This window comes from Catalinimonas alkaloidigena (assembly GCF_029504655.1).
In the GTDB taxonomy this organism is placed as follows: domain Bacteria; phylum Bacteroidota; class Bacteroidia; order Cytophagales; family Cyclobacteriaceae; genus Catalinimonas; species Catalinimonas alkaloidigena.
Genome location: NZ_JAQFIL010000001.1, coordinates 5,546,389 through 5,571,492, shown reverse-complemented (window position 1 = coordinate 5,571,492; position 25,104 = coordinate 5,546,389). Strand labels below are relative to the sequence as shown.

The following is a 25,104-nucleotide window of genomic DNA, read 5'->3' as shown; positions in this document are numbered from 1 at the left end:
GCACAAATAAATTAACAAAAGAGGTGTCCCAAAAGGATACCTCTTTTTTTTGTATGCTGTATTTCAGGTGCTTGCCAAAAGGACGGAGGGCTTCCCATTGGTTGAGAGAGAAAATTATCACAACGAATGCTGAGCTTATTTCTTTACTGTACCCTTGTCCTCTGCATCTACATAGTAAATAATAAAATTCATCATTTCATCGGTAGTATTCCAACCGTAAGTGACATCTTCAGGTGGATAGTTGGGGTTTTCAGGATTGTTAATGGTGTTGTCATAAGTGGCTTCCGCATAGATCACTGAGCCTGCGGGCACGTTCAGCAATTCTTCAAAAACATAGGTAGACTGCCAGTTGAAATCCCAATCATCAATCTTAACGAAAGGTACCAGGTCACCGGCAGGCGTAATAGCGAAGGCACGAAAGGTTTTGCCCAATGTATGCATATGCGGCAGTACAGAAATCACATCTATGGATTGTGCTAATGGCGCGGAGCGCATATAAAACGTAGGCTGGCTTTCCGCTTCTAAGAAAAAAGGCTGATTGGTAATGTCATTCTCTCGCAGCGTCATGATCTGTACTTCTTGCTCAACCAGTTCATCAGTAAAATATAAGTTGATACCAGACTGATCCTGTGCTTTGTTCCCGGAAGGAGCATAATGAATGTTAAGAATCAGGTCGCTATTTTTTTTGAGCAGTTTCCCTGTATTTTCAGGATAAATGAAAGGCATATTTCCCGGCACCCAGCCATATAAAAACTCTTCGGCAAGAGGAATCTTGTAAAATTCCTGAACTTTAGGGTCAAGTTCAGAGAGGCCATCAATACCTCTGATAAGATTAGTGGTATCCAGCATGACCCGGCTGTGGTGTACATACTGCCGATTACCCGGGCGAAATTCAATAGCTTTCAGATACACATCTTCCGGCAGCTTGGTGGGCAGTGAAAAGAAGCGAAACTCTTCAGTAGCCGTTGGTGGAATATCAAAGGGTTCACGCATGGTGAGTACCAAATCCGGGTCGGCTCTCATCTGAGAATTTTGCTGAAACTCAGGAGAGGAAGGCTTATTTCTTTTCTTGCCTTCGGGAACCCCGGAGTCAATCCAGCGGGCAATCAGGTCTATTTCCTGTTGTGTGAGCAGGCGCTCATTTTGATAATGCTGAAACTCCGGGTCAGCCTTCCAGGGCGGCATATAGCGCGTTTGTGTTACATGCCTGATAAACTTAGAACGTTTGGCTACGTCCTCATAAGTAATCAGGCTGAACGGTCCTACTTCCCGCGGCCGATGGCATGGTGTACAATTGGTATGGATTATGGGAGCAATATCTTTGTTGAAAGTGAGGTCCTGAGCTAAGCTTGCATACGAAAGACAAAATAACAAGCTGAAAAAACTTACCCTTTTCATGTCAAATGTTGACTTTTTGTCGGTCTTAAAACTTAGGTGAAATATTTGGTAATCAGTGGTTTGACACCAATATTAATTTGTAATATATTAAAAAAAATGAAGGATACCCTGAAGAGCCATAAACATATGTATAAAAGTATTTCTACTATCGTTTTGATCGCGCTTTGTACGGTATTGTCATCTGCGATTCGGGCTCAAACTGAGTCCTGGCTTGAGCTCCCTTTGCAGTCCGCAGAGGGGGGGCAAATCTCAGTAGGAGAATTGTTAGGAGAGCAAGGGGCAGTTTTGCTTTTTCTAGATCCAGATTGTCCGGTTTCTCAGAAGTATGGTGCTACCATCAGAAGGTTGGCGCGGCAGTTTAAAGAAAAGGGGATTCAAACCATCGCGATCTATCCGGTGGTTAATATTGATGAAGAGAGTGTAAATACTTTTGCCTCAGCCTATCAATATGATTTTGCTCATCTTCTGGACCCACGTATGGAATTAACCAAAAGCATAGGAGCCAGTGTCACGCCTGAAACGTATTTACTAAACAGTGAAGGAGAAATAATTTATCATGGGGCTATTGATAATTGGTACTATGAACTGGGTCGTTACAGAAGAGTGGTTACCCAGCACTTCTTGAAGGATGCAGCAAGCTTACACTTGGCGCGTGAACCAATAGCTCAAAAAGAAACCAAAGCCATCGGGTGTATGATAGGTACCGGTATGAAAGGAAGGAGCAAAAACATGCATCATTAAGCCATCAATTACTGGAAATTGGCCTATTGTCTGTTGGCATAATTCATTTAATTTACAGCAATCTTCTAAAATGTTAGGGTAAATACCCTCAATTTGAAAAAAAAATTGATAGTAAAAATAAGCAAGATTTAGCTGAAAGTTTTTTACTTATTGTCGGTTCATATTTTTTTAACATTAGAAGTTTTTTCTTTCTATAATCGTATCGTTTTTGCCCTTTTTAGTTAATTGATGTATCATTCAACCAGAAAATCCCCGATAAGTATAAAGAGAGGATGAGGTTAAAAGTTGAGTTTTTATCATAAAAAATTGCCTTTTATTGTAAATGTGGTAATAAAAATTAGTTGAAATTGTCATATTTAAAACTACATTTATCCCCCAATATGAAGGATTAAGCATCTGTAAAAGCTAAGTCTATTCGTCTCAGGCCATTCAATTCTTAGTATACCTACCAAAGGGCTTACACTTTCTGCTGCTCACTTCTTCAAGGCATCTTTCACCTAAATTCTACATCTATGAGATGGAACTTTACTCATCTATCCTTTGGGGATAAGTCGGGCAAGTACTTAGGCAGCCTACTATTCATTATGATATGCTGTTTGAATGCTTTCGCTCAGAGCCAAACTGTTTCTGGTCAGGTGACCGAAGCAGAAGACGGTGCACCACTTCCCGGTGTAAACGTGATCGTAAAGGGAACCACTACAGGTACAGTGACTGATATTGATGGAAATTACAGAATCAACGTACCAGAAGGTGGGGAAGTGCTTACCTTTAGTTTCATTGGTTATATCAGTAAAGAAATAGAAATCAGTGGACAAAGCACAATTGATGTCGGCCTGGAATCTGATACGCGCCAGCTTTCTGAGGTAGTGGTAACTGCGGCGGGTATTGAGGCCAATAAACGGGAACTGGGCTACTCTATCCAGAATGTAGACGCTGAAGAAATCACCAAGTCCCGGGAGACCAACTTTGTCTCGGCACTCAGCGGTAAAGTAGCTGGCGTACAAGTAACCAGTTCGGGTGGAGCACCAGGCTCAGCCGCTCAGATCAGGATCAGAGGAAATAAATCTGTTCAGGGGAGTAACAGTCCACTCTTTGTGATTGATGGCATACCCATTGACAACTCTACTTTCAATACCGCGGATTCACCGGAGGATGCGGTATCTAATTTGGGATCAGGAGGTGTAACTAACTCAAACCGGGCAATAGATATTAACCCCGATGATGTAGCTAACATCACTGTTCTGAAAGGGCCGGCAGCTACGGTTTTGTATGGCATCAGGGCTGCCAACGGAGCGGTAGTGATTACCACCAAAAAAGGGCAAAGGAATACCGGGGCTAAAATTGACTATTCTTTTGGCTATACCATTGATCAGGTAAACAAACTGCCCGACCTGCAAACTACTTATGCTCAGGGCTCAGTAGTGGATGGTGTTCCTACCTTTCAGTCGCCGATGTCTGGCTCTACGCAGTCTAAGAGTTGGGGACCAAGGATAAATGACTTGCGTTATGCCGATGAAGCTTCCATCTGGGACCCTTATGGGTTGATTGTACCTGCCGGTGACCCAATGGCTACAAACAGGGTAGCACGTGCCTACAACAACGCTGAGTTGTTTTTTGAGAATGGCTCAAATGCTTCCCATAACCTGAGTGTATCAGGAGGCACTGAAAAAACAAGCTATTTCTTTTCTATGGGTAGGCTGGATCAGACAGGTGTTATGCCCAATAGCTTCTTTGACAGAACCAGTTTCAGGGCGACCACCAGCGCGGAGATTTTTGAGAATTTCACCGCTACCTTTTCAGCTAACTACATCAACTCAGGAGGTAAGAGGGTGCAAAATGGTTCTAACACTTCAGGAGTGATGCTGGGCTTACTGCGTACAGCTCCTTCTTTTGATAATAGTGCAGGCTATCTGTTTGAAGACGGTACCCAGCGGGCTTATCGTGGAGGAAGCATTTACGATAACCCTTTCTTCACTGTTAACAAAAATTATTCTACCGACGATGTAAATCGTATCATTGGGTATACCCAACTGGCTTATGATGTACTGCCCTGGCTCAACATCACTTACCGCCTCGGAGTGGATACCTATGGAGATGACCGTGTTTTCAGAAACGACATCAATTCTTCCAGTGTACAGGTAGGACAGGTGATCAACCAGACCATTCAGAGCAAAGACCTTAACTCAGATCTGCTGCTTACAGTCAATAAGGATTTTGAGGCTTTGAGCCTGAGTGCTACCGTTGGTCATAATTACTTTAATAAAGAAGTTCATATTAACCGGATTGATGGGCAGGGGCTGGCCTCGCCGGGCTTTTTCAATATGGCGAGTGCCACTTCAGTCAATGTGTCGGAAGGAGTAAGCCGAAGAAAGCTGGTAGGGGTATTTGGTACAATCACGTTAAATTATCTGGATGAGCTGTTTATCAATCTGAGCGGACGTAATGACTGGTCTTCTACCTTGCCCGAAGAAAACAATTCATTCTTCTATCCGGCTACCAGCATAGGGTGGGATTTTTCCCAGACCTTTGACATCAACAGTAGCATCTTCTCTTATGGTAAGTTAAGAGCTTCCTGGGGACAGGTAGGAAATGACGCGCCTTTTGCTGTTACAAACAATGGCTTCGTACAATCCCGTGTAAGGGATGGATGGACCACACCGCAGGGTGTCATATTCCCGGCTTTAGGATTGAATGCTTTTAATGCCAGCTTCTTATTGGGTAATGATCAGCTAAAAGCAGAGACCACCACCACCATTGAATTTGGTGGAGACTTCCAGTTTTTTGATGGCAAAATCGGCTTGGATATCACCTACTTTGATGCGAGAACTACCGATGCTATTCTGAATGTAGATATTCCCAGCGCCAGTGGCTGGCAGCAGCGGGCGGTAAACTCCGCTGAGTTAAGTAACAAAGGCATAGAAGCTGCCCTTAGCGCGAATATTGTTAATAGGGAAAATTTTACCTACGATGTAAACCTGAACTTTACCCGCATCCGCAATGAGGTCATCAAATTAGCAGAAGGTATTCCTTTCATCACCATTGATCCCTTTGGCACACAGCGCATCGCCGAAGGCGAGCCTTTCGGTATCTTCTACGGTACGCGCTTCCTGCGTGATGATGAAGGTAATGTAGTGATCAACCCTGCCAATGGTTTGCCTTTTGAAGATCCTACCGAAGGCATTGTCGGTGATCCCAATCCTGATTTCCTCTTAGGGTTTAGAAATTCCTTCAATTTTAAGGGAGTCAGCATCAGCTTCTTGCTGGATATCCGCAAAGGGGGAGACGTTTATAATGGTACCAAAGGAGTGCTGAATAATTTTGGTGTGGGCGCTGAAACCCTGGACCGCAATGAGGTGGTCGTATTTCCTGGAGTGCTGGGCGAAGTGGCAGATGATGGAAGCGTAAGTCCTACTTCCGAGCAAAACAATATTGAAGTAGTAAAAGGGGGTACTGATGGCGGGGCCAACTACTATGAAAACTACGGCTTTGTAAACCTGACTGAGTTGACCATTGAAGATGGCTCCTGGCTACGGCTGCGGGATGTTACGCTGAGTTATGACTTGCCCGGCAGCCTATTGGACAACACCTTCTTCAGAGAAATTAATATTGGACTTACCGCCCGCAACCTGTTCCTATTCACCGATTACACAGGTATAGATCCGGAAACCAATCTTACCGGGGATTCCAGCAATGTGATTGGGTATGATTATTTCAATAACCCTAACACCCGGAGCTATGGTGTAAGTGTCAATCTTTCTTTCTGATCAACACTTGAAATTAAATGCTGAATACAATGAAAAATACTATATATAAAAGATGTTTGATGTGCTGCCTGGCACTGAGTTTCTCGGTAAGCTCTTGTGAGTTTGGTGACACAAATGTTGACCCTTCCGTGCCTACCGATGTATCCATGGCAGCGCTCTTACCTTCCGGACAGACGGCGATCTCCTGGGTAATAGGAGGGGAGGTCGTGCGTTTCAGCGGACTGCTCACCCAGCAGTTTCGTGGTATCAACGCGCAGCAACTGGACAACTGGAAATACCTCATTCGTGAAGCTGATACTGATGGAGTATGGCAGCGGATGTACCACAATTCATTGAATACCATCAACATTGTGATTGAGAAAGCACAAGAGCAAAACGCGCCCCATTATGAAGGTGCAGCCAAAGTGCTGATGGCAGCAGGTATCGGTACATTTACAGATGCCTTCGGAGATATTCCTTATTCAGGAGCTTTTCAGGGTGATGAGGGGGAGTTTACCATAGCCTACGATAGCCAGCAGGAATTGTACAACACAACCATTCCGCAGCTTTTGGATGATGCCATTGCCAGGCTAAGTGCTGAAGAGAGTGCAGGAGGAAGCCCCGGTGCTGACGACCTTATCTTCGGCGGCGATCTTGATCTGTGGATAGCCGCTGCCCAATCCCTTAAGCTGCGCTATACATTTCAGGCAGCCAAGCAGAACCCTAATGCGTATGAAGAGGCATTAGCGATGCTACCCGATGTAATTTCTTCTAATGAAGATGATTTTGAAATGTATTTTGGTACGCTGGCCAACGAACCCAACCCCCAGTACCAGTTTACTCAGAGTCGTTCGGGTAATATGCGTATGGACGATTATTTTGTCAATGCGTTTACTGAAAATGATACGCGTAAGCCCTTATTCGTGGGAGGAATCAATGATTTTGAGTTCAACGGTTATTACACTTCTATCAATTCTCCGGTGGTACTGATGAGTTATGTGGAAGTAAAGTTTATAGAAGCGGAATCGCAGCTGATGAAAGCTACTCCTGATATAGCGGCAGCTAAAGCAGCGTTGGATGAAGCAGTATCGGCCTCATTCAGCAAAATTACGGGTGTGGCTACATCCGCTGCTTATCAGGCGAATCTGGATGAACGCTGGAATGTTGCGGCAGATAAGCTGCAGGTGCTGATTGATGAAAAATATATTGCTTGCTATTCACAAGGGATCACGACCTGGAATAATTACCGGAGGACCGGCTATCCTGCGCTGGAATTTATAGAAGGAGGTACGAATGCTTTTAATGCCAATGGAGAAATTCCTCGTCGCTTACCCTATCCGCAGGAAGAGCGTCTGTTGAACCTGGAGAATTTGCCCATCAAGACGCCTAATTTACAAACCCGCTTTTGGTGGGATCAGCAATAGACGAAAAGAAGAGAGGCTGATCATTGTCAGCCTCTTTTTTTATTTGCTGGCAGTCAGATTAGCTTCATTGATAAAGTACTCAGGATGTTGCTCATCATGTTCGGTAGCTTCCTGATAAGCTTTTGCCACTTCCAGTATAGTAGCCTCATCGTACAGCTTACCAACAAAAGTAATGCTTTGCGGGTGACCTTCATCGTCAAAACCATTGGGTACAACTACAACCGGGTGCCCCGTCATATTCGTGATCAGCAGTTGTCTGAAACCTCGGGTAGGAGCTACTATCACATCTACCTCTTCCATGAGCTTTTCCATTTCCTGAATCAACTGATAGCGGTAGCGATTGGCCATGATATACTCCACTGCCGGTATAAAACGTGACTGCCTCAGGGCATTTGGTCTGGCACCTTCGCCTTGCCTTACCATGGCGTCATCCAGGTTGTAGCGGGTAAGGTCGTCAAAGGCTGCCCCGGCCTCTGCGTACATGATGAGAGAAAGTACTTTTACAGGTAGTGCGCTACTATCAGGCATGCTTACCGCCTGCATATCCGCGCCTAAGGCACGCAGTTTTTCCAGGCTGGCATCATTATTAATATTGACAGTATCTTCCTCAAAATAATCTTCCAGGAAGCCAAACCTGATTGCTGAGAAATCAACTTCTCCATCATAGTTAAAAGGTAGAGTGCGCGTACTCTTATCCGCTTCATCTAATCCATTGATCGCATCAAATACAATGGCACAGTCTTCGGCAGAGCGACAGATTGGACCGACTTTATCCAAACTCCAGCTCAAAGTCATGACGCCATTTCGGCTAACTCGTCCGAAGGTAGGGCGTAGACCGGATGCACCGCAACGGGTAGAGGGAGAAACGATAGAGCCCATGGTTTCGGTACCGATAGAAAAACCTACTAATCCCGCGGCTGTTGCGGAAGCTGAGCCTGCGGAAGAACCACTGGCACCTTGCTCCAGATCCCAGGGATTTTTGGTAGTTCCTCCAAACCATACGTCTCCTCTGGCCAATGCTCCTGAAGTAGTTTTGGCAATCAATACCGCCCCGGCAACTTCCAGCTTTTTTACGACGGTCGCTGTATAGTCCAGCGTCTGATCTTTATGTGTAGCTGAACCCCAGGTGGTTTTATACCCTTCTACTGCCAGCAGATCTTTTACCCCATAGGGAATGCCGTGTAATGGCCCCCGGTAATTACCCCGGCTGATTTCCTCATCTGCTTTGGCTGCCTGCCGCATCGCCAGGTCTTCAGTAATCGTAATTACGCTGTGCAGCGTATCATCATATTGCCTGATACGATCAATGTAGAGTTTGGTAAGCTCGGTAGAAGTGATTTTCTGGTTTTTGATGAGTGAAGCCAGCTGCCTGATATTGTAAAAGGCAATTTCTTCACGATTTGCCGGTAGGGCCACATCATCAGGTATATTCCACTGAAGGGTTATGTAGTTGCTGTCAGGTACAAATCCCTGAGGAAGAGGATCGAAGACTAGCGCGGGGAGTACTTCATTTTTCAAACGGTACGCATGCATGAACTGATAGCGCTCTACATTATTGTTCAGATCCTGAAGCATGGTGTCAATCTCCTGAGCATCAAAATCCATTGCAATAAGCTTTTGCGCAGCTCTTATGTCAGTTGCCGTTACCTCTTCAGTCTCTTCAGGAACCATAATGATATAACAAAGGGTAGCTGTGATAGCAGCGGTAAGAAGGGTAGTGATAAAATATTTCATAGGTGGAATCTAAATGGCTGTATGAATAAGTGACTGCACAGTTTGAATAAATTCTGCCGTGCAGCCATTCACCCATAAATTTGGGATAACTTATTCGCTTTCTGAAACTTCCGCTTCTACTTGTACGGTAGGCATACTATCAATCGTACCGCTGTAGATGGCATTGAAAATCAGCTTGTATGTTCCTCTGGGCTGTCCTCTGAACTGGGGGCGGAAGCCGAAAAGTACCACATTACCATCTCCATGCTGAACTCTGAGTGCAGCGCCTTTGCCTCCGATGGCTTTCTTCTCACCCAAAGCCCAGCCACTCATTAGCAGATCATCTTTGGCATAACTTACCAGAGTTTCTACCAGAGGTTCGGGTGCTTTTTCAATGTCTTCCTTGCCTCCCTCACCTTCACGAGACTGTTTTACAATTTCAAAAGCCCTGCTTCGAGAGAAAGATGCTGCCACAGTGTCCTGCATCCCATAGGTAAGCGGATGACCGGTTTTGACCACAGCTTTGATCAGCGAGCCAGGAATGAAGAAATCTTTGCTGGCTAAGCCGGAAACTACATTTTTCACAGGCAGCCCAAATTGTTGAATGGCAAAGTCACTGGCTTCATCAAAAGTGATGAGTGTGCCGCCCTCTTCCACATAGTTTTGTAAAGCAAGGGCACCGGCAAGTCCCATACCGCCCGTGTATTCTTCGGGCATGGTATTAGGCGCATGGCCGTGTAAAATCTCTCTTGGGCTTTGGTCAGGAATGATGATCGCATGGTATTGGGATAAATCTCCATTACGCATTTCCGCATCATGCAGCGTGTCGTAATCAAATACATACTGATCAAGTAACCAGCGGGTCCAGCCCTCATCCATATTGGCGTCCCAGGATTTGTACAAACCTATTTTTGGCTTTTGTAGTGCATAAAGATCAACAGCTGGCTCACCATTGACAGCCATAAAATCTAAGCCAAGCTCATCGGCCAGGCTGTTAATTTGCGCTTCGGTAGTGCCTTGTTTTTCTATTATGATCGTACCTGCTTCCATATCATCGGAAGCTTCGCTCAGCCAGTACACTTTCTCACCCTCAGCCAGCAACTTGTTTACAGCGAGGGTGCTGCTGTTATCACGATGGGATAGGGCGTAGCCGTAGCTCCCGCTATTCACCTCACCCTCAGCCAGGCTCAAAAATTCGTCTAACTCATCAGTTTTGGCTTTAAACTCTTCTTTTACTTTCAGAACTTTTACGCCCATCTGTAGCGGAAGCGTCCAGCCCGCCAGGTCGTAAGGAGTTTTGGGAGGACCGCCGGGATAAAGCCGCAAGTCAGGGTATTCCTGCTTCTCCAGGAGGTCTTTCAGAAATGGGCGAAACGGCTGTGATCCGTAGAGTACGAAGTCCCCTTCTTTAAACGACTGGCCGCTGGCTTCAAAGTCACGGCTTGCCTGATGTACTTCAATACCCCCTTGCATCAGGATGTTCACCAGATTATAGGCTTCGCCACTATCCCACTGTTCAGCAGGAATAACATAAGCGAAAGTTTCCTCTTCACGCTCAATAGCATCTCTTCCCATTTTGTACATATCGTACAGCCATTTTGATTTGCGGTCGGCGCCGATGCTCAGGGTCGCCATGCCCGCGGTTAGCATATACTCTACCGCATCGCGAAAGTGTGATTCTCCTCCTTTCCAGGGGTCCGGATAATTGATGGCCGTACCATCGGTAGGGATACCATTACCAATAGTTTTGGGTAAAGAGTCCGGAGGGTAAAAGCGAGGTGTGGGGGTAGTATGCGCAGTTTCGGTAAGTATACCGATCTGGTTATGGTAATAGGGGGCTGTACGCAAGCCACCATTCCACCACATGGTAAAGGTTACATCAGATACTACACCGGGCATTTTTTTAATGGCAAAGCGGGAAGCCATTTCGTTACCGACCATATTGACACCATGCACTACACCCGGATGAATATTAGGGTTGACCGGCTTGGAAAAAGGGGGGATAAAGATACGTGCCCAGCGAGGTGAGCTTTGATGCTGGTTATGAACGATCTGAGGATACCACTCACGGAAAAGCATATTCGTGACCGCCCGGGTCTCAGGCTGCGTATTCATAAACCAGTCACGGTTATCGTCATGGCCTACATAATAATGATAGAGCACTGGTGGATTAGTGGTTTCGTAAGGAGTGCCCAGGTTTTTCTTGTACCAGTCGGCTACGATATCCAGACCGTCGGGATTGATGTTGGGCATGAGCATGAAGATTACATTATCTCTGATCTTCTGCATTTCGGGAGTCTCTTCGGTTACGACCATATAGGCTAGCTCAGGAGGAAACTGGGTAGCGGCTTTTTCGGTAGAATGTATACCTCCATCTATCCAGACGATCGCCTTACCTTCCTGAGCAAGCTCTTGCGCCTCTTCGTCAGAAATGCGTGCACGCGCCATTTTAGTGCTGATCTCTTTCCAGCGGTCCAGTTGCTTAAGGTTCTCTTCACTGGAGATAAACATCACATACATAGGCTTACCCAGCACAGAGGTGCCAATCTCCTGCATCATGGCACGCTCACTGCGCTCATCTAATAGTTTGAGATAGTCCGTAATTTGCGTATAATCGGCTATCTTATAATCAGCCCCCATCTGAAAACCAATCACTTCTTCGGGGGAAGGAATATTTTGTGCATAGGCTGGAAATAAGGATGTAAGCCAAATGCATAGAACAGTGAAATATTGTATCTGTTTCTTCATAAGTTAAGAGTGTATTATTTTTCTTTTTAGTAGAAAACATGAATTAAGTAAATTCTTAATATAGTTGAAAATATATATGTGTAGCGATGGTGTTTTATCAGTTTTTGTTGTGTTAAATCATGCAATAGTACTATGTTATATGCGTTTAAACTGTAGCTACATATAGTAAGGATGAAAGTTTTTTTATTCCGGCTACATGTTACCATAAAAAAAAGCTTCATTTTCTACCAAACTTATAATTAGAAGTGTATTAAGTTAAAACATTGATATAAAAGTGAAGGAACCTTTTTAATATACACTGGTATAAAATTTGGTGTCCATACAACAAATAATTTTCTATTGGAGAAGAGACGTCAAGGATTTTCATTTCTTAACCTAAGCAAAGAAGAGAGACAAAAGTTTTTGCAATATAATTATACAGAAGATAAGTATAATTTTAGCAGAGGGGCTTTGGTAGCTGCCCTGATCAACCTGTGCATGTTACCCATTGAGTTTATGAAAATGACCGAATATGGAGTCACTTTCTGGATAAGGGTATCTATTACGCTTTTATTTATATCAGTATATCTGGGAATCAAAAACTATCGTGGTTCCGCCCAGAGTTTTCAGTGGATTTCGTGGTCTCTTATGTTGGTGGTGACGCTTGCGGGTATCACGAACGATTTTTTTTCAGACATGCATGACCTTTTCCTGTCCAATTTCCTGACCGGGGCAATTTTCTTTTTGCATGTACTGAGTGGGTTGTACCTTAGAAAAAGCGTGGTGCTTAATGCGATTATTTTACTAATTTATACTGCCTATGCCTTTACACTGGGACAATCCAATGAGCAGCTTATCATAGAACTGCCCGACCTGGTTAGTATTTCATTGTTTGCGGCTTTCTTTGGCTACCTAGTACAAAAAAACAAGTATGACCGTTACCAGCAATCGCTGATCATTGAGCGGCAGTATGAGGAGATACGCAAAGAACATGATGAATACCAAAAACTGAATACGGTAAAGGATCGTCTGTTGTCTATTTTGTCTCATGATGTGCGCTCTCCCCTGGATTCCCTGCAGGGCTTTGTGCATCTGCTGGAAAACAAGCTTTTGAATAAGGAGGAGGTGGATGAACTACTGCCCAGCCTGAAGGCTAAACTAAGCCGTACCACCGAGTTTGTGGGACATACGCTGCTCTGGACGAAAAACCAGATCGGTGGCTTTACGCCTAAGCTAACCCCTATGAATGTCAAAGATTTGCTACAGAAAACGGTAAATCTGTATGAACACCATCTAAAGGAAAAAGAAATTGAGGTGGAAATTGATTGTGCTGATAGCCTTTGCATGGAGGCAGATGAAGAGATGGCATATATCGTAGCCAGAAACCTGCTCAATAATGCGATTAAGTTTACCCCCAGGACCAAAACCATTGTACTGGCCGCGGAGGTGAATGATCATCATATCGTGATCAGCGTGATAGATGAGGGGGTAGGAATATCCGAGGAGCAGGTAGAACATATTTTTAGTGTCATTCAGCAGCCCTCGCTGGGTACAAGGGGGGAAAAAGGTACCGGACTGGGCCTGAGCTTAAGTAAAGAGTTTATGGAAAAAATAGGAGGCGACCTGACCATTGAATCCAATAAACCCAGGGCAGGAGCTACCAGCCGTATGTATTTTCCCAAGTCAGAAGCTTAGGGCATTGATAAATCATTCCCCTTTGTTGCTTTTCTGATTAGGCTAATATCGAATGCATATCCACCCTGCCGAAGCATATTCCTTCAGTTAAGTTTTATACCTTTAGGAGAAATTTTTTAATGATTATTCTCATGCGCACCTTATCATTTAAGTATAAACTGTTTGTATTCTGTTTGATCTTATCCAGTGCTGCCTGTACTACCGAAAAGCAGAATGCTACCGTAAATTCAGGTGAAGATGTAGAGGCCATCACCGCAGCAAGTGCCGCCCGGGCAGAAGCTTTTAATAACAGCGATGCCGCGGGCATTGCTGAGCACTTTACCGAAGATGCAATACTCATGGCTCCGGCAGAGCCCGCCCGACAGGGAAGGGCAGCAGTGCAGGACTACTACCAAACTATTTTTGATGCCTACGAAGTGACGCTGGATAGTCATTACGAAGAAGTAGAAGTCAGCGGAGATATGGCTTATGGCAGGGGAGAGGCCATCGTCAGGCTGACGCCCAAAGGCGGAGGAGAAACTACTACTGCTGCCTCCAAATACCTGAATATCCTTAAGCGGCAGCCCGACGGAAGCTGGAAAACCACCCACGACGTCTGGAATGCCAACGAATAATAAGGAAAGTGTAAATCTGCGTATCCACTTATCAGGCATGCAGCGCTGTTTTGCCATTTTTTCTACCGGACCTGAGGAAAAACGATACTGAGATTTCATCTCTCCTAAAGGCTGAAGTCGAGCTAAGAGCTTGGCTAGGTTTAGGTAAGAAGCATAATTCCTGGAAAGAAATTAGGAAGAGAGTTTTGATAGGAATCATCAAATCTTCACTTAAAAGAACAGATATAAATCGTAGAGTAGCTGCGTGTAAAGCAAGGGACGAGCACTTTAAATTACGTAAATACTTTGATGACGTAGTCAAACAAGATCAGCAACAGTCTTTGTGAACAATACTGTTTGCATTCTGATTTACAAAGTTGTTCATCAAGAGTTTACATTTGGCGCATACTGTTAGTGTTTGTTCAAGATAAACAGAAGAATAATTCAGTCCCACCATAGAAACGCTATTCCTCTAAATATCAGGCCTAATACCTAATAATAAGCAGACTCTTATCCGGATTACTTTCCAAATTTACCCACACAATGGTTAAATTTGGAAAAATGAGTTGAGAACAAGCTATGTATTAGCGCTATATTACGGAGTCCGTCATTGAGGTATTAGAAGATACTCCAGTCATTATATTGAATGGAGCGAGACAAACGGGTAAGAGTCCCTTATGTCAACAACTTTGGGCACAAGGCGTGGTGAAAGCTCAGGTGGTAACTTTTGATGATCCTACAACTTTAGCAGCTGCAAATTTAGATCCACTTGGGTTTCTGAAAGAACTTAGTGAACATGTTGTCCTGGATGAAAACAAAGAGTCCCGGAGCTGTTTCTCAGTATTAAAAAGTTAATAGACCAGGACCGAAAGACCAGAAGGTATATACTAACCGGTTCGACTGATGTAATGATTTTGCCTAAAGTATCAGACTCACTGGCAGGACGTATAGAGATCCATAATCTTTGGCCTTTATCTCAAGAAGATCTAAATGGTTTGAGTCTTATATGGCATCCGTACTACAAAAAGATATTAGAGACTTAGCAAATATTGAAAGTTTAACTCAAATTCCAAATGTCTTACAGTTGCTAAGTACAAGAGTGGGTAGCACATTGAATATGGCAGATATAGGTCGGCTTTCAGGAATCAAAAATACTACGATACAGAGGTACATGGCTCTATTAGAACATGGCTTTTTGCTGGTAAAGGTGCAAGCCTGGACACCAAATTTAGAAGGTTCGTTCGTGAAATCCTCTAAAGTATACCTAAATGATACGGGTTTATTATGCCATTTAAGGGGAGAGAATAAAGAGAGTTTATTGACTAACAGAAGTGGAGTAGGACCATTGTTAGAAAACTATGTGGTGATGGAAACTCTCAAGCAACTAAGCTGGTCAGATCAATATCTGAAGCCTTATCACTTTAGTATGCATAAAGGAGCCGAAGTTGATTTAGTTTTGGAGAGCCGGAAAAAGCAAGTGTTTGGAATAGAAATAAAATCAGCAGCTTCCTTAAAGGAAAAGGATTTTAAGGGATTCAAGCGATTGGCAGAATTGACAGGAGATAAATTTCAAAAAGGGATAGTGCTTTACAGTGGAGACCAGGTGCTGGGTTTCGGAGACAATCTATATGCCGTACCTGTTCCTGCATTGTGGCACTCCTGAATGGATAGTTGACATAAAAACGTTAAATAAACTAATATTAACACTTTCAGGGGTAGGAGGGAAGGTGGTTTAACATATAAACGATTGTTAAGCTTTCGGGAAAAAGTATTTAGCTCATCAGACTTTTTTACCCTATAAGCCATAATGTCAAAAGCCATGCTCTGCTACCTCTTCTTCTGTTTGTGAAAGCCCATCATTAATGAAGAAGAGCAATCTCCTAATGAGGGACAAAAAAAAATAAGCGAAAATTTTGCACAACTAAATGATTGCATATATTTGCAACTGAGTGGTTGCAAATGATTGACTATGAAAACGAGACGTGATGTATTTCAAGCAGTAGCGGACCCCACAAGGCGGGCAATTATCATGCTGTTGACTGTAGGGACTTTGACGCCCAATGCCATTGCCGAGCATTTCAACACAAGCAGACAGGCGGTATCTAAGCATTTACAAATTCTTTCTGAATGCGAAATAGTGAAACAAGAACAACAGGGAAGGGAAATTCACTATGAATTAAACGCTGAAAAAATGGAGGAGATAGAAAAATGGCTGGAACAATTTAAGCAATTGCTTGCCCAACGATTTGACCAACTTGATAATGTATTGGAACAACTTAAATTAAACAGAAAATGAACAAAGCAATTTTATTCAACTTTAATGTTGACAAGGAAAACAATCAAATCAAAGTTGAGCGTTCTTTCAACGCACCTATCGACTTGGTTTGGGCTGCCTGGACAGAAGCAGATATTCTCGACCAATGGTGGGCACCAAAACCCTGGGTTGCACAGACCAAATCTATGGATTTCAGAGAAGATGGACATTGGCTTTATGCAATGGTAGGGCCTGAAAAAGAAAAACATTGGGCAAGAGTGGACTACATAAAAATAATTCCCGAAAAATATTTTTCTGCCTATGATAGCTTTTGTGATGCCGAAGGCAACCCTAATTCCTCACTTCCACGTAACAAATGGGAAAATAATTTTACCGATAGAATTGATGAAACATTAGTTAATGTTGTACTCAGTTTTGACACCTTGGAAGACCTGGAAAAAATCATTGCAATGGGCTTCAAAGAAGGTTTTGCGGCAGGACTTGAAAACCTAGACCAATATATAGCTTCTCAGTTTTATCTTAGAAAACAGAACAAACCCAATAACAAAGCAAAGGTTTCAACCTATCTTAATTTCCCCGGCAAAACAGAAGAAGCGTTTCATTTTTACAAATCTGTCTTCAAAACCGATTTCATAAACGGTATTCAGCGATTTGATGATATTCCTCCAGCCTCGCAACAACCTCCAGTAGCAGAAAATGTCAAGAAGATGGTTTTGCACGTGGAACTCCCTATTCTTGGCGGACATATCTTGATGGGGACAGATGCTCCCAAAGAATTTGGGATGTCTGTAAACTACGGCAACAATATGCACATCAACCTTGAGCCCGAGTCAAGAGCAGAAGCTGAGCGTCTGTTTAATGAGCTCTCAAAAGAAGGAAAAATTGAAATGCCCATTCAGGATATGTTTTGGGGGGCTTACTTTGGGAGTTTTACCGATAAGTATGGCATCAATTGGATGGTTAACTATCAGGAAGGCAGAACGGGTCAATGACAAAACTATTTAATACATAATAATGGAAAACAAAAAAGAAAATTTCAGACTGATTGGGCTAAAACTTCCTCACAAAACCACAAATAAAAATAACCAATCAAGCCAGGACTGTGGCGACTTATGGCAAAAGTTTGAAAAGAATAAAGTTTACGAGCTGATTCCAGAAAAATTATCCAATGAAATATATGCTGTTTATTTTGATTATGAAAAGGATGAAACCATGCCTTTTTCATATTTCATTGGATGCAAAGTGCCTGATAGTGCAGTCATTCCAGCAGGACTTGAGGTACTTACAATTCCAGGCCAAAGCTATAAAAAGTTTGTCGCTAAAGGCAAAATGACCGCTTGTATCACCGACACCTGGAAAGAAATTTGGAATTCAAACCTCAGGCGAAAATTTTCTTTTGACTTTGAAATCTATGATGAAAGAAGCCAGGATTGGAGTGATGCAGAAGTAGATATTTATATTTCTACCCCTGAGGGTAACACTTGAAAATAATGAACTACTAACAGCGGAATCTATTGCGGAGCAAATACCTGCTAGGAAAATACTTGGATAAGGCAAAGTTTAGTTTGTATTTGCTAACTTTAGTGTCTGAATCCCACAAGGACTCGTAGCTGCAATCCGTCAGCGATAGTTAAAACAAACGCGAGAAAAATGACAGACACTTGGCTCAAAAAATGGAATGATAGGTATGGTAAAAAAGAATTTGCCTATGGAACCAAACCGAATGAATTTCTGAAAGAACAAATCCAAAAACTGGAACCTGGGAAAATTCTTTTTGGCGCAGAAGGTGAAGGTAGAAATGCTGTCTATGCCGCAAAACTGGGTTGGATTGTCTCTGCATTTGATATAAGCGTTGAAGGAAAAAGCAAGGCGCAGGAACTTGCAAAAGAAAATAATGTCACGATTGACTATCAAGTTGGACAATTACCTGATTTGGACTATACCAATGAGCAATTTGATGCAATAGCGCTTATATATGCTCATTTTCCGCCAAACTTAAAATCTGAATACCACAAACTACTTGATAAAAAGTTAAAAAAAGGAGGAATGGTAATCATTGAGGCATTCGGCAAAGCCCACCTTGAATATCGCGATAAGAATCCTAAAGTTGGAGGACCACCAGACCTGGATTCACTATTTTCAACCGAGGAATTGAAATCAGACTTTGAAGGTTATGAGATTCTTGAACTGGTGGAAAAAGAAGTTGAACTAAGCGAGGGGATTTACCACAGAGGAAAAGGTTCTGTCACAAGGTTTGTCGGACGAAAAAAATAATAACTACCTCTCATGAAGTTTTCTTGTCAGGTGGGTTTTTACGTACGATCTTGTAAAACGTAGACCTGGAGATATGTAACATTTCCAGAATTTCTTCAATACTATGATCTTTTCATGGTAGAGTTTGACCAGTAGCTTCTGCTTTTTCTTGTCTAAGGCAGGAGGGCGACCACCCATTCTGCCCTGAGCTCTTGCAGACAATAAGCCAGCCTGAGTCCTTTCCCGGATCAGGTCCGGTCTGGAGGACTACGCTCAAATTCTGCCAGCGCTCCGAACATGGACTAGGCGTTTCCTGAAAGATGAGTTTCCCTCCGGACGTAGTCTGGGCGACCCCTAGTATCAATGGATTCCTGTAGGGTCTTAAATGCGATACCTTCACTTTCCAGCCAGGTTACCCATTCAATCAGATTCTGCAAAGTCCTACCCATCATTCCATGACGGATCAATCCAATCTCCAAACCACCAAAAGTATCTCCAGCACGGAGTTGCTCTTTTAGCTTAGCAAGGCCAGAGTGTTCGGCTCGGGCTCCTGAGATGGTATCTTCAAAGATGCGGTCGCTCCCCGCTTTTTCTAAAGCATCTTTTTAAGGTTGAGGTTCTGATCATGGGTAGAGACACGGGCATATCCAATAAGCAAATAATATTGAGATCTTAAGTTTTTACTTGTTTACCCTGGCAGGTTACAAAGAATAGATCTGAAAAGTACGAAAAGTCTGTTCTATATGCAGCTTTCAGTACTTTGATTTACAAACCGAGTTGTTGCACAAGGGGGTAAAAGCAAACATTGGCTTTGAAGAGCGTGTAGGCACTTTTAGAATAAGCAGCAAAAGGGTGGGAGAGGGGGGACGAAAAAGGACTTTTTAGCACTAATAAATAGCTCAAAAAAACTGTAATGATAATGAGTTCAGAAGTATAATTTAAACCATACCTCTGAACTCACCTTTAGATTAATATCCGGTATTTTGCTCTAATACATCGTTTATATCCATTTCAGATTGGGGAATAGGCCATAGATAATCTCTCTCTTCAAAATTTGCTTGAACACCTAGGTCCAAAATTTCCCATTCTCCGCTACTCTCATTGATATAATACATTCCTTGTAAAAGTCCGGCTTTCACTTCACCAATTTGCCAGCGGTTGATGTCATAAATGCGTAGCCCTTCAAAAGCTAATTCAACAGCACGTTCATTTCGTACTATTTCTCTTAGCTCTTCCTGAGATTTCCCAGGCGTAATGGCAGGCATTTCCACTGTAGGACGTTGACGAATTTGGTTGATGGCATCGTACACAGATGCATCAATATCGCCTAATTCTATTTTTGCCTCGGCATACATTAAAAGAACATCAGCATAGCGCATCAGAATCATATTGATAGATCCAATATCCGGATTGGCAGCATAGGTCTCATAATCAATCCATTTCTTCAGATTATAGCCATATATGGTAGAAAATTCGGTACTGGAAATTCTATCAGGTGTGTTACTGCTTGGCCAGGAATTAAAAGTTGAGTTACCAATAGGCTCTCCAGTGTAATAAGCCGTAAAATCCCAGCGTGGATCTATATTCTCAAAAGGGTTATCAGGATTCACTGGTCCGTTGTACTCATATTTCTCAAACAAACCGTGCATAGGTTCTACCGCCGAACCTCCACCTATAGACGCAGCTGAATAACCAAAAGCATTATATGTACTGCCCCCTACCGCATACTGCCTGTCAAAAATAACTTCCTGAGAATTTTGTCCTGAAAATTGAAAAAGCTCACCATAGTGGGGATACAATGCATAAATGCCTAAATCCATTACCGCTGTTGTAGCGTCCACTACCATATCATACATATCGTTGCGTAGGGCTACTCTTGCTTTCAAAGTTAGTGCCGCACCATGGGTAGCTCTGCCGATGTTACCCTCTGAATAGCTCAAAGGAAGCGCATTAGCATTGATAATGTCATCTAATTCCTCGATAATAAAGTCCACAATCTCCGCTTTATCATTGGCAGGCCTTTGGTCGTTTATCTCAAGGGGTTCCAATATCAATGGTACATCACCCCACAGACTGGTGAGCTGAGTATAGTAATAGGCACGAAGGAACCTTGCCTCAGCCTCTAGTCTTGCCAATTCCTCAGCATCACCATCTTCGAGCAAGCCGATATTGAGAATGGCATCATTTGCTTTCCGTATTCCTCTGTAGTATCTGTTCCAGATATTAGTGATGGTACCGTTTGATGGATCTATTTCTCCCAAACGTACATCATTGAAGGTAGGAACATTGGATGCAGAACGGAATCCTATATCTGTAATACCGTCAAGCTCAATCACCATTTGTGTGTTATCTAACTCATTGTAAATAGCATTGACTGCCAATCGAGCATCACTTTCGTCATTCCAAAAAATATCTTCGGATACTGCCCCGGTGGGTTGTAAATCCAAACCTGTATCAAAACCATCTTCACAGCCCATAAGAAGGCAGGCAGCAAAGAATAATATACTTCTGATCTTATTAATTTTTTTCATAATTATATTCTCTCACTAATTTTTTAATGCTAAAACACGACATTTAAACCTACACTCATTGTTTTGGTCTGAGGGAAAAATTGGCTCCTTCCTCTGGGTGTTTCAGGGTCAAACAGGTCATTGGGAGTGATAGTAATCATATTCTCACCCGATACATAGACCCGCAAAGATTGAATCAGATTCTGGGGTACTGTGTATCCCAACTGGAAGTTTTTCAATCTGGCATATCTACTATCAGTCAACCAGAAATCTGACTTCACAATGTTCCAGGAGTTACCCGCAGTTACCAACGGCCAGGTACCGTTTGGATTTCTTACCGGGTGATAAGCTTCTTCAGCCATTACTTCATGTATAAAATTACTAAAAGCGGGGCCTTCCGGTATAGCTCCATCCAGTAAATGCCATTTTTGCATTACGCCCTGCCAGAACATGGAAAAGTCAAAACCTTTGTAAGAAGCGCTGAAGTTAATGCCAAATTCATATCTTGGGTCTTCATTGGCGATGATCACCTGATCGCCTCCGGGATAAATTGACTGAGAGATTACCCCATCGCCATTTACATCTTCATAAATAATATCTCCAATGCCCACACTTGGATTAAGAGTAGCAGGATACTGATCTAAATCATCCTGAGACAGGTATAGCCCAGGTGAGGTTAAGCCTCTTAGTGTGTTCATAGATTCGCCCTCAGTCCAAATGGAGAAGTTATCAGGGAAGAACGGACCCGCGCCTTTCAGATCTTCAATTTTATTCTGTACATCAGATAAATTCAGTCCTACTGAATAGTTAAATCCATCGTCTGATTTGAAAGCATTCTGATACGTTATAGCTAGTTCCCAACCGTTGTTAGATACTGCTGCTGCATTTTGTACCGGAGGTTCTACACCAATGGTGCTGGAAATAGGCAAGTCCAGTAGAATATCGTCGGTATATTTCCAGAAGTATTCAGCAATCACGCCAATCCTTCCATCCAAAAACGTCATATCCAGCCCTATATTCGTCATGGTTGAGGTTTCCCAGGTGATATTGGGATTACCGGCTTGTGTGATGGCAGCACCAGGAACTACTACACCTCCAAATTGATAACCCTGGTTAAGGTTGTATGTGCTTCTGAATCTATTTAGACCAATGTTCTGATTTCCTAACTGGCCCCAAGATCCTCTAAGCTTAACCGTACTGATCACATTATTATCTACTACATCTGCCATGAAGGCTTCGTTAGTCAGGTTCCATCCTGCGGATACCGAAGGAAAGAACCCCCACCTGTTACCTTCACCAAATCTGGAAGATCCGTCAAATCGCATATTGGCCTGAATCATATACCTGTCTTCAAACTCATAATTGAGTCTTCCAAAGAATGAACGCAGACGCCATTCTTCATTATAACCGCTAATACTTTGATTTTCTACGGTACCAGAATTCAAATCCCGAAGTTCATTGTTGAAAAAGTTCTGTCTGCGGGCTGATACATTTTTGAATCGGTTATGTATTTCTTCGTATCCCACCAATCCTTCTATTGAGTGCTTGCCAAAGCTTTCATCATAATTTAAATATAACCTTTGGCTCAGTTCCCTTTCCGTGTTTTGAGTTTCTGTAAGTTGATTAGTCGCAAACCAACCTGCTACTGCCTGAGGCTCGCCGGTCAAATAGTTTGTCATACCTGCAAGGCTGTTCATGAAAACAGACAGGTTAGAACTCTCCACATTATAGGCAACATTACCACGGAGAGAGAGCGCATCGTTGATGGTATATTCTAAGCCTACCTGCGCCAGCATGTCATCGTTTAGCCTATTGGTTTCTCCCTCATTGGCCATCGCCCAGGGGTTCCAATATCCGGAAACCAAATCATAGGTACCGTCAGGGTACTCCATCACTACGTTCCTGTTGATATGAAGAAGTCCCTGAATGATTTGCTGACCTGCTATTCCACTTGAATTTAGGGCATGCCCCGGGCCACTAAAATTACCGTTCCTATACAAAAGGTTAGTCTTAAAAGTCAGCTTATCAGAAGCATACAAATCGGCATTGATACGCATGGTGGTTTGAAGGTTATTGAAGTTATCAATAATACCATCTGCATCAGTGAAATTTACTGAAGCAAAGATTTTTCCGGCTTCACCACCACTGGATACTGATAAATTATGCTGTTGCATAAAAGCATCCGGGTTCAATACTTTTTCCCAGTTGGCAAAAGGAAATTCCAAAGGGTTAGTGCCTGCGGCCACATTCTCAATATACTCATCGCTATAGGTAGGGGTACCACCTGCGTTTACCTGCGCTTCGTTTTCCAGTTGCATCCAAGCTACCGGATCTGCTCCTTCAGGAAAATAACTGGGATTCTGAATCCCAAAAAAAGTATTATAAGAAACAGTAGTACCAGTCTCGGCACCTCGTTTGGTCGTTACCAGGATTACGCCATTGGCTGCACGTGAACCATAAATGGCAGAGGAGGCTGCATCTTTCAATACAGAAATAGATTCAATATTTTGAGGTTCAACAGTAGCTAGAGACTGCTCAATACCATCTACCAGGACCAGCGGATTTGAGTTGTTCAAAGTACCAACACCACGAATTCGGATCTCTACATCTTCTGCACCGGGTGCTGCTCCCTGGTTCATTACGGTTAAGCCAGGAGATCTACCTGCCAATGCAGCTGAAGTATTCGTTACAGGACGTGATGTGAGTTCCTGGCCTGTTACCGTACTGATGGCACCTGTAACCTCTTCTCTCTCCTGAGTACCGTAGCCCACTACTACGATCTCATTCAAACTTTGCACATCTTCCGCCATAGTCACATTAATTTCAGACCGTCCATTTAAAGGCACTTCCTGCGTGATATAACCTATAGAAGAAAACACGAGTGTATCATTCTCATTGGGGGTATTGACACTAAAATTACCCTCCACATCTGTGACTGTACCTGTACTGGTGCCTTTTACCACCACGTTTACACCTGGTAAACCTGTTTCATCAGAAGATGAAATTACCTGTCCTGTTACCATTATCATAAGAGAAGCAGGAAGGTGGGCTTCTGCTTTATACCTGTGTTTGCTAAGTGAAGCTCCACTCTTATAAGTGTCCTTTTCATTCAGAGCGTGTGCGTACACGGCGTCTAGCACAAAGAAATGTAGTAGTATGCCATATAGCAATAACTTGTGATTCGTTAGTAATGTATAGTTTGGTTTTTTATTCATGATTATTAATACTCATTATTTAACATAGATTTTAACTGAGATTTAATTTGACAAAACCTAAAATCTGATTAGCAGGATTAGCGTGCTGCGCATTAACTTGAGTTGAGGTGTTTTTTTTGCATTTTTTTTTTGGTTTGACTTTCATTTTAATACTGCGTCTAAAAAGTAAAAGTCTAATTCCCTTTTTTGGCATTTACTCAAAGTTGAGTGGATTGTGGAACCAGACTATTAAAGTATTCACATTATATAGCGCTGTTATTTTATTTTGACCTTTCAATCTTTAGTGAGAATGACATACGCCATTTATGAAAATATGCTTTCTAAATTAAATGGCTTTATGTTTCTGATTATTAGGCTGCTGGCTTTTATAGATTATTCGCCTGATTAAAAAATTGTATGAAATGATCCAGAAGCTGTTAACTAAATGCTGTCTCATCAAATGGATATTGCAAACATAAAATTTTATTTTAATTTATAAATTCAAACCGAAATATTATTTCGGTTTTTCTTTAAGAAAGTGCATAGAAAATTACTTTACGGGCAAAGTTGTGACGCTGCTTTTTTAATTGAGTATAAAAATTAGCTTCCAAAATTTATATAATATTATTTTAATTGTCTGTGATGCCTATAATTTGTACTGGAAAATAAGGGGTTATTGCGAAATACTAAAATATATTTCATGTATTTGTGCAAATAATGGGTGCATGAGACTTTTTCGTTCTATGGATTTCTTTTGAGCATAACATTTCACGCGCTGAGCGAAGCCACCCATTTTCAGCGATGAATACTTCAGGTGCACTCTCTCAGAAAATTTCTC

17 protein-coding genes and 1 pseudogene are annotated in these 25,104 nt (G+C 42.7%); 11 read left to right on the top strand and 7 right to left on the bottom strand.

What is annotated here, in order from left to right; all coding sequences use genetic code 11:
• Positions 1-135 precede the first annotated feature (135 nt).
• Complete coding sequence (locus tag OKW21_RS22705; protein ID WP_277483829.1) at positions 136-1,398, bottom strand: monooxygenase; 1,263 nt, start codon at positions 1,396-1,398, stop codon at positions 136-138.
• A 126-nt stretch (positions 1,399-1,524) separates the two neighbouring features.
• Between OKW21_RS22705 and OKW21_RS22700 the strand changes: the two genes are divergently transcribed.
• From OKW21_RS22700 to OKW21_RS22690, 3 genes are all read left to right on the top strand, one after another.
• Entirely contained in the window at positions 1,525-2,139 is a 615-nt protein-coding gene (locus tag OKW21_RS22700; RefSeq protein WP_277483827.1) for a redoxin domain-containing protein, read from the top strand.
• A gap of 512 nt (positions 2,140-2,651) precedes the next feature.
• A complete protein-coding gene (locus tag OKW21_RS22695) occupies positions 2,652-5,903 on the top strand; it encodes a SusC/RagA family TonB-linked outer membrane protein (RefSeq protein ID WP_277483825.1) in 3,252 nt (1,083 codons plus the stop codon).
• 29 nt (positions 5,904-5,932) lie between these two features.
• Entirely contained in the window at positions 5,933-7,306 is a 1,374-nt protein-coding gene (locus OKW21_RS22690; protein ID WP_277483824.1) for a SusD/RagB family nutrient-binding outer membrane lipoprotein, read from the top strand.
• Positions 7,307-7,345: 39 nt separating this feature from the next.
• Here OKW21_RS22690 and OKW21_RS22685 read toward each other — a convergent pair whose 3' ends face one another.
• Entirely contained in the window at positions 7,346-9,040 is a 1,695-nt protein-coding gene (locus OKW21_RS22685; protein ID WP_277483823.1) for an amidase, read from the bottom strand.
• 90 nt (positions 9,041-9,130) lie between these two features.
• The gene (locus OKW21_RS22680) at positions 9,131-11,767 is read right to left on the bottom strand and encodes a M14 family metallopeptidase (RefSeq protein ID WP_277483822.1); all 2,637 of its coding nucleotides are present in this window, start codon (positions 11,765-11,767) and stop codon (positions 9,131-9,133) included.
• A 339-nt stretch (positions 11,768-12,106) separates the two neighbouring features.
• On the opposite strand from OKW21_RS22680, the gene OKW21_RS22675 reads away from it, so the two are divergent.
• From OKW21_RS22675 to OKW21_RS22645, 8 genes and pseudogenes are all read left to right on the top strand, one after another.
• Positions 12,107-13,441: a sensor histidine kinase gene (locus OKW21_RS22675; protein ID WP_277483819.1), complete on the top strand. Its 1,335-nt coding sequence runs from the start codon at positions 12,107-12,109 to the stop codon at positions 13,439-13,441.
• A gap of 131 nt (positions 13,442-13,572) precedes the next feature.
• Positions 13,573-14,055 carry a YybH family protein gene (locus OKW21_RS22670; RefSeq protein WP_277483818.1) on the top strand — a complete coding sequence of 161 codons (483 nt, stop codon included), beginning with the start codon at positions 13,573-13,575 and terminating at the stop codon, positions 14,053-14,055.
• 573 nt (positions 14,056-14,628) lie between these two features.
• Positions 14,629-15,077: pseudogene (locus OKW21_RS32810) on the top strand (AAA family ATPase).
• Positions 15,041-15,697 carry an ATP-binding protein gene (locus tag OKW21_RS22665; protein WP_277483816.1) on the top strand — a complete coding sequence of 219 codons (657 nt, stop codon included), beginning with the start codon at positions 15,041-15,043 and terminating at the stop codon, positions 15,695-15,697. Before OKW21_RS32810 ends, OKW21_RS22665 begins: the two are co-directional and overlap by 37 nt.
• Positions 15,698-16,003: 306 nt before the next feature.
• The gene (locus OKW21_RS22660) at positions 16,004-16,330 is read left to right on the top strand and encodes an ArsR/SmtB family transcription factor (protein WP_277483814.1); all 327 of its coding nucleotides are present in this window, start codon (positions 16,004-16,006) and stop codon (positions 16,328-16,330) included.
• Positions 16,327-17,301 (top strand): SRPBCC domain-containing protein, encoded by a 975-nt coding sequence (locus OKW21_RS22655; RefSeq protein WP_277483812.1) that lies wholly within the window; start codon positions 16,327-16,329, stop codon positions 17,299-17,301. The genes OKW21_RS22660 and OKW21_RS22655 overlap by 4 nt, the downstream gene beginning before the upstream one ends.
• A gap of 22 nt (positions 17,302-17,323) precedes the next feature.
• Positions 17,324-17,794 carry a GyrI-like domain-containing protein gene (locus tag OKW21_RS22650; protein ID WP_277483809.1) on the top strand — a complete coding sequence of 157 codons (471 nt, stop codon included), beginning with the start codon at positions 17,324-17,326 and terminating at the stop codon, positions 17,792-17,794.
• Between the two features lie 165 nt (positions 17,795-17,959).
• On the top strand, positions 17,960-18,583 hold the full coding sequence (locus tag OKW21_RS22645; RefSeq protein WP_277483808.1) for a class I SAM-dependent methyltransferase: 624 nt from the start codon (positions 17,960-17,962) through the stop codon (positions 18,581-18,583).
• A 112-nt stretch (positions 18,584-18,695) separates the two neighbouring features.
• Here OKW21_RS22645 and OKW21_RS22635 read toward each other — a convergent pair whose 3' ends face one another.
• The 4 genes from OKW21_RS22635 to OKW21_RS22620 all read right to left on the bottom strand — a co-directional run bounded on the left by OKW21_RS22635 (position 18,696) and on the right by OKW21_RS22620 (position 24,287).
• On the bottom strand, positions 18,696-18,962 hold the full coding sequence (locus OKW21_RS22635) for a hypothetical protein (protein WP_277483805.1): 267 nt from the start codon (positions 18,960-18,962) through the stop codon (positions 18,696-18,698).
• Positions 18,865-19,119: a recombinase family protein gene (locus tag OKW21_RS22630; protein ID WP_277487764.1), complete on the bottom strand. Its 255-nt coding sequence runs from the start codon at positions 19,117-19,119 to the stop codon at positions 18,865-18,867. The genes OKW21_RS22635 and OKW21_RS22630 overlap by 98 nt, the downstream gene beginning before the upstream one ends.
• Positions 19,120-19,530: 411 nt before the next feature.
• Positions 19,531-21,093 (bottom strand): RagB/SusD family nutrient uptake outer membrane protein, encoded by a 1,563-nt coding sequence (locus OKW21_RS22625; RefSeq protein WP_277483802.1) that lies wholly within the window; start codon positions 21,091-21,093, stop codon positions 19,531-19,533.
• Between the two features lie 29 nt (positions 21,094-21,122).
• On the bottom strand, positions 21,123-24,287 hold the full coding sequence (locus OKW21_RS22620; RefSeq protein WP_277483796.1) for a SusC/RagA family TonB-linked outer membrane protein: 3,165 nt from the start codon (positions 24,285-24,287) through the stop codon (positions 21,123-21,125).
• Positions 24,288-25,104 lie beyond the last annotated feature (817 nt).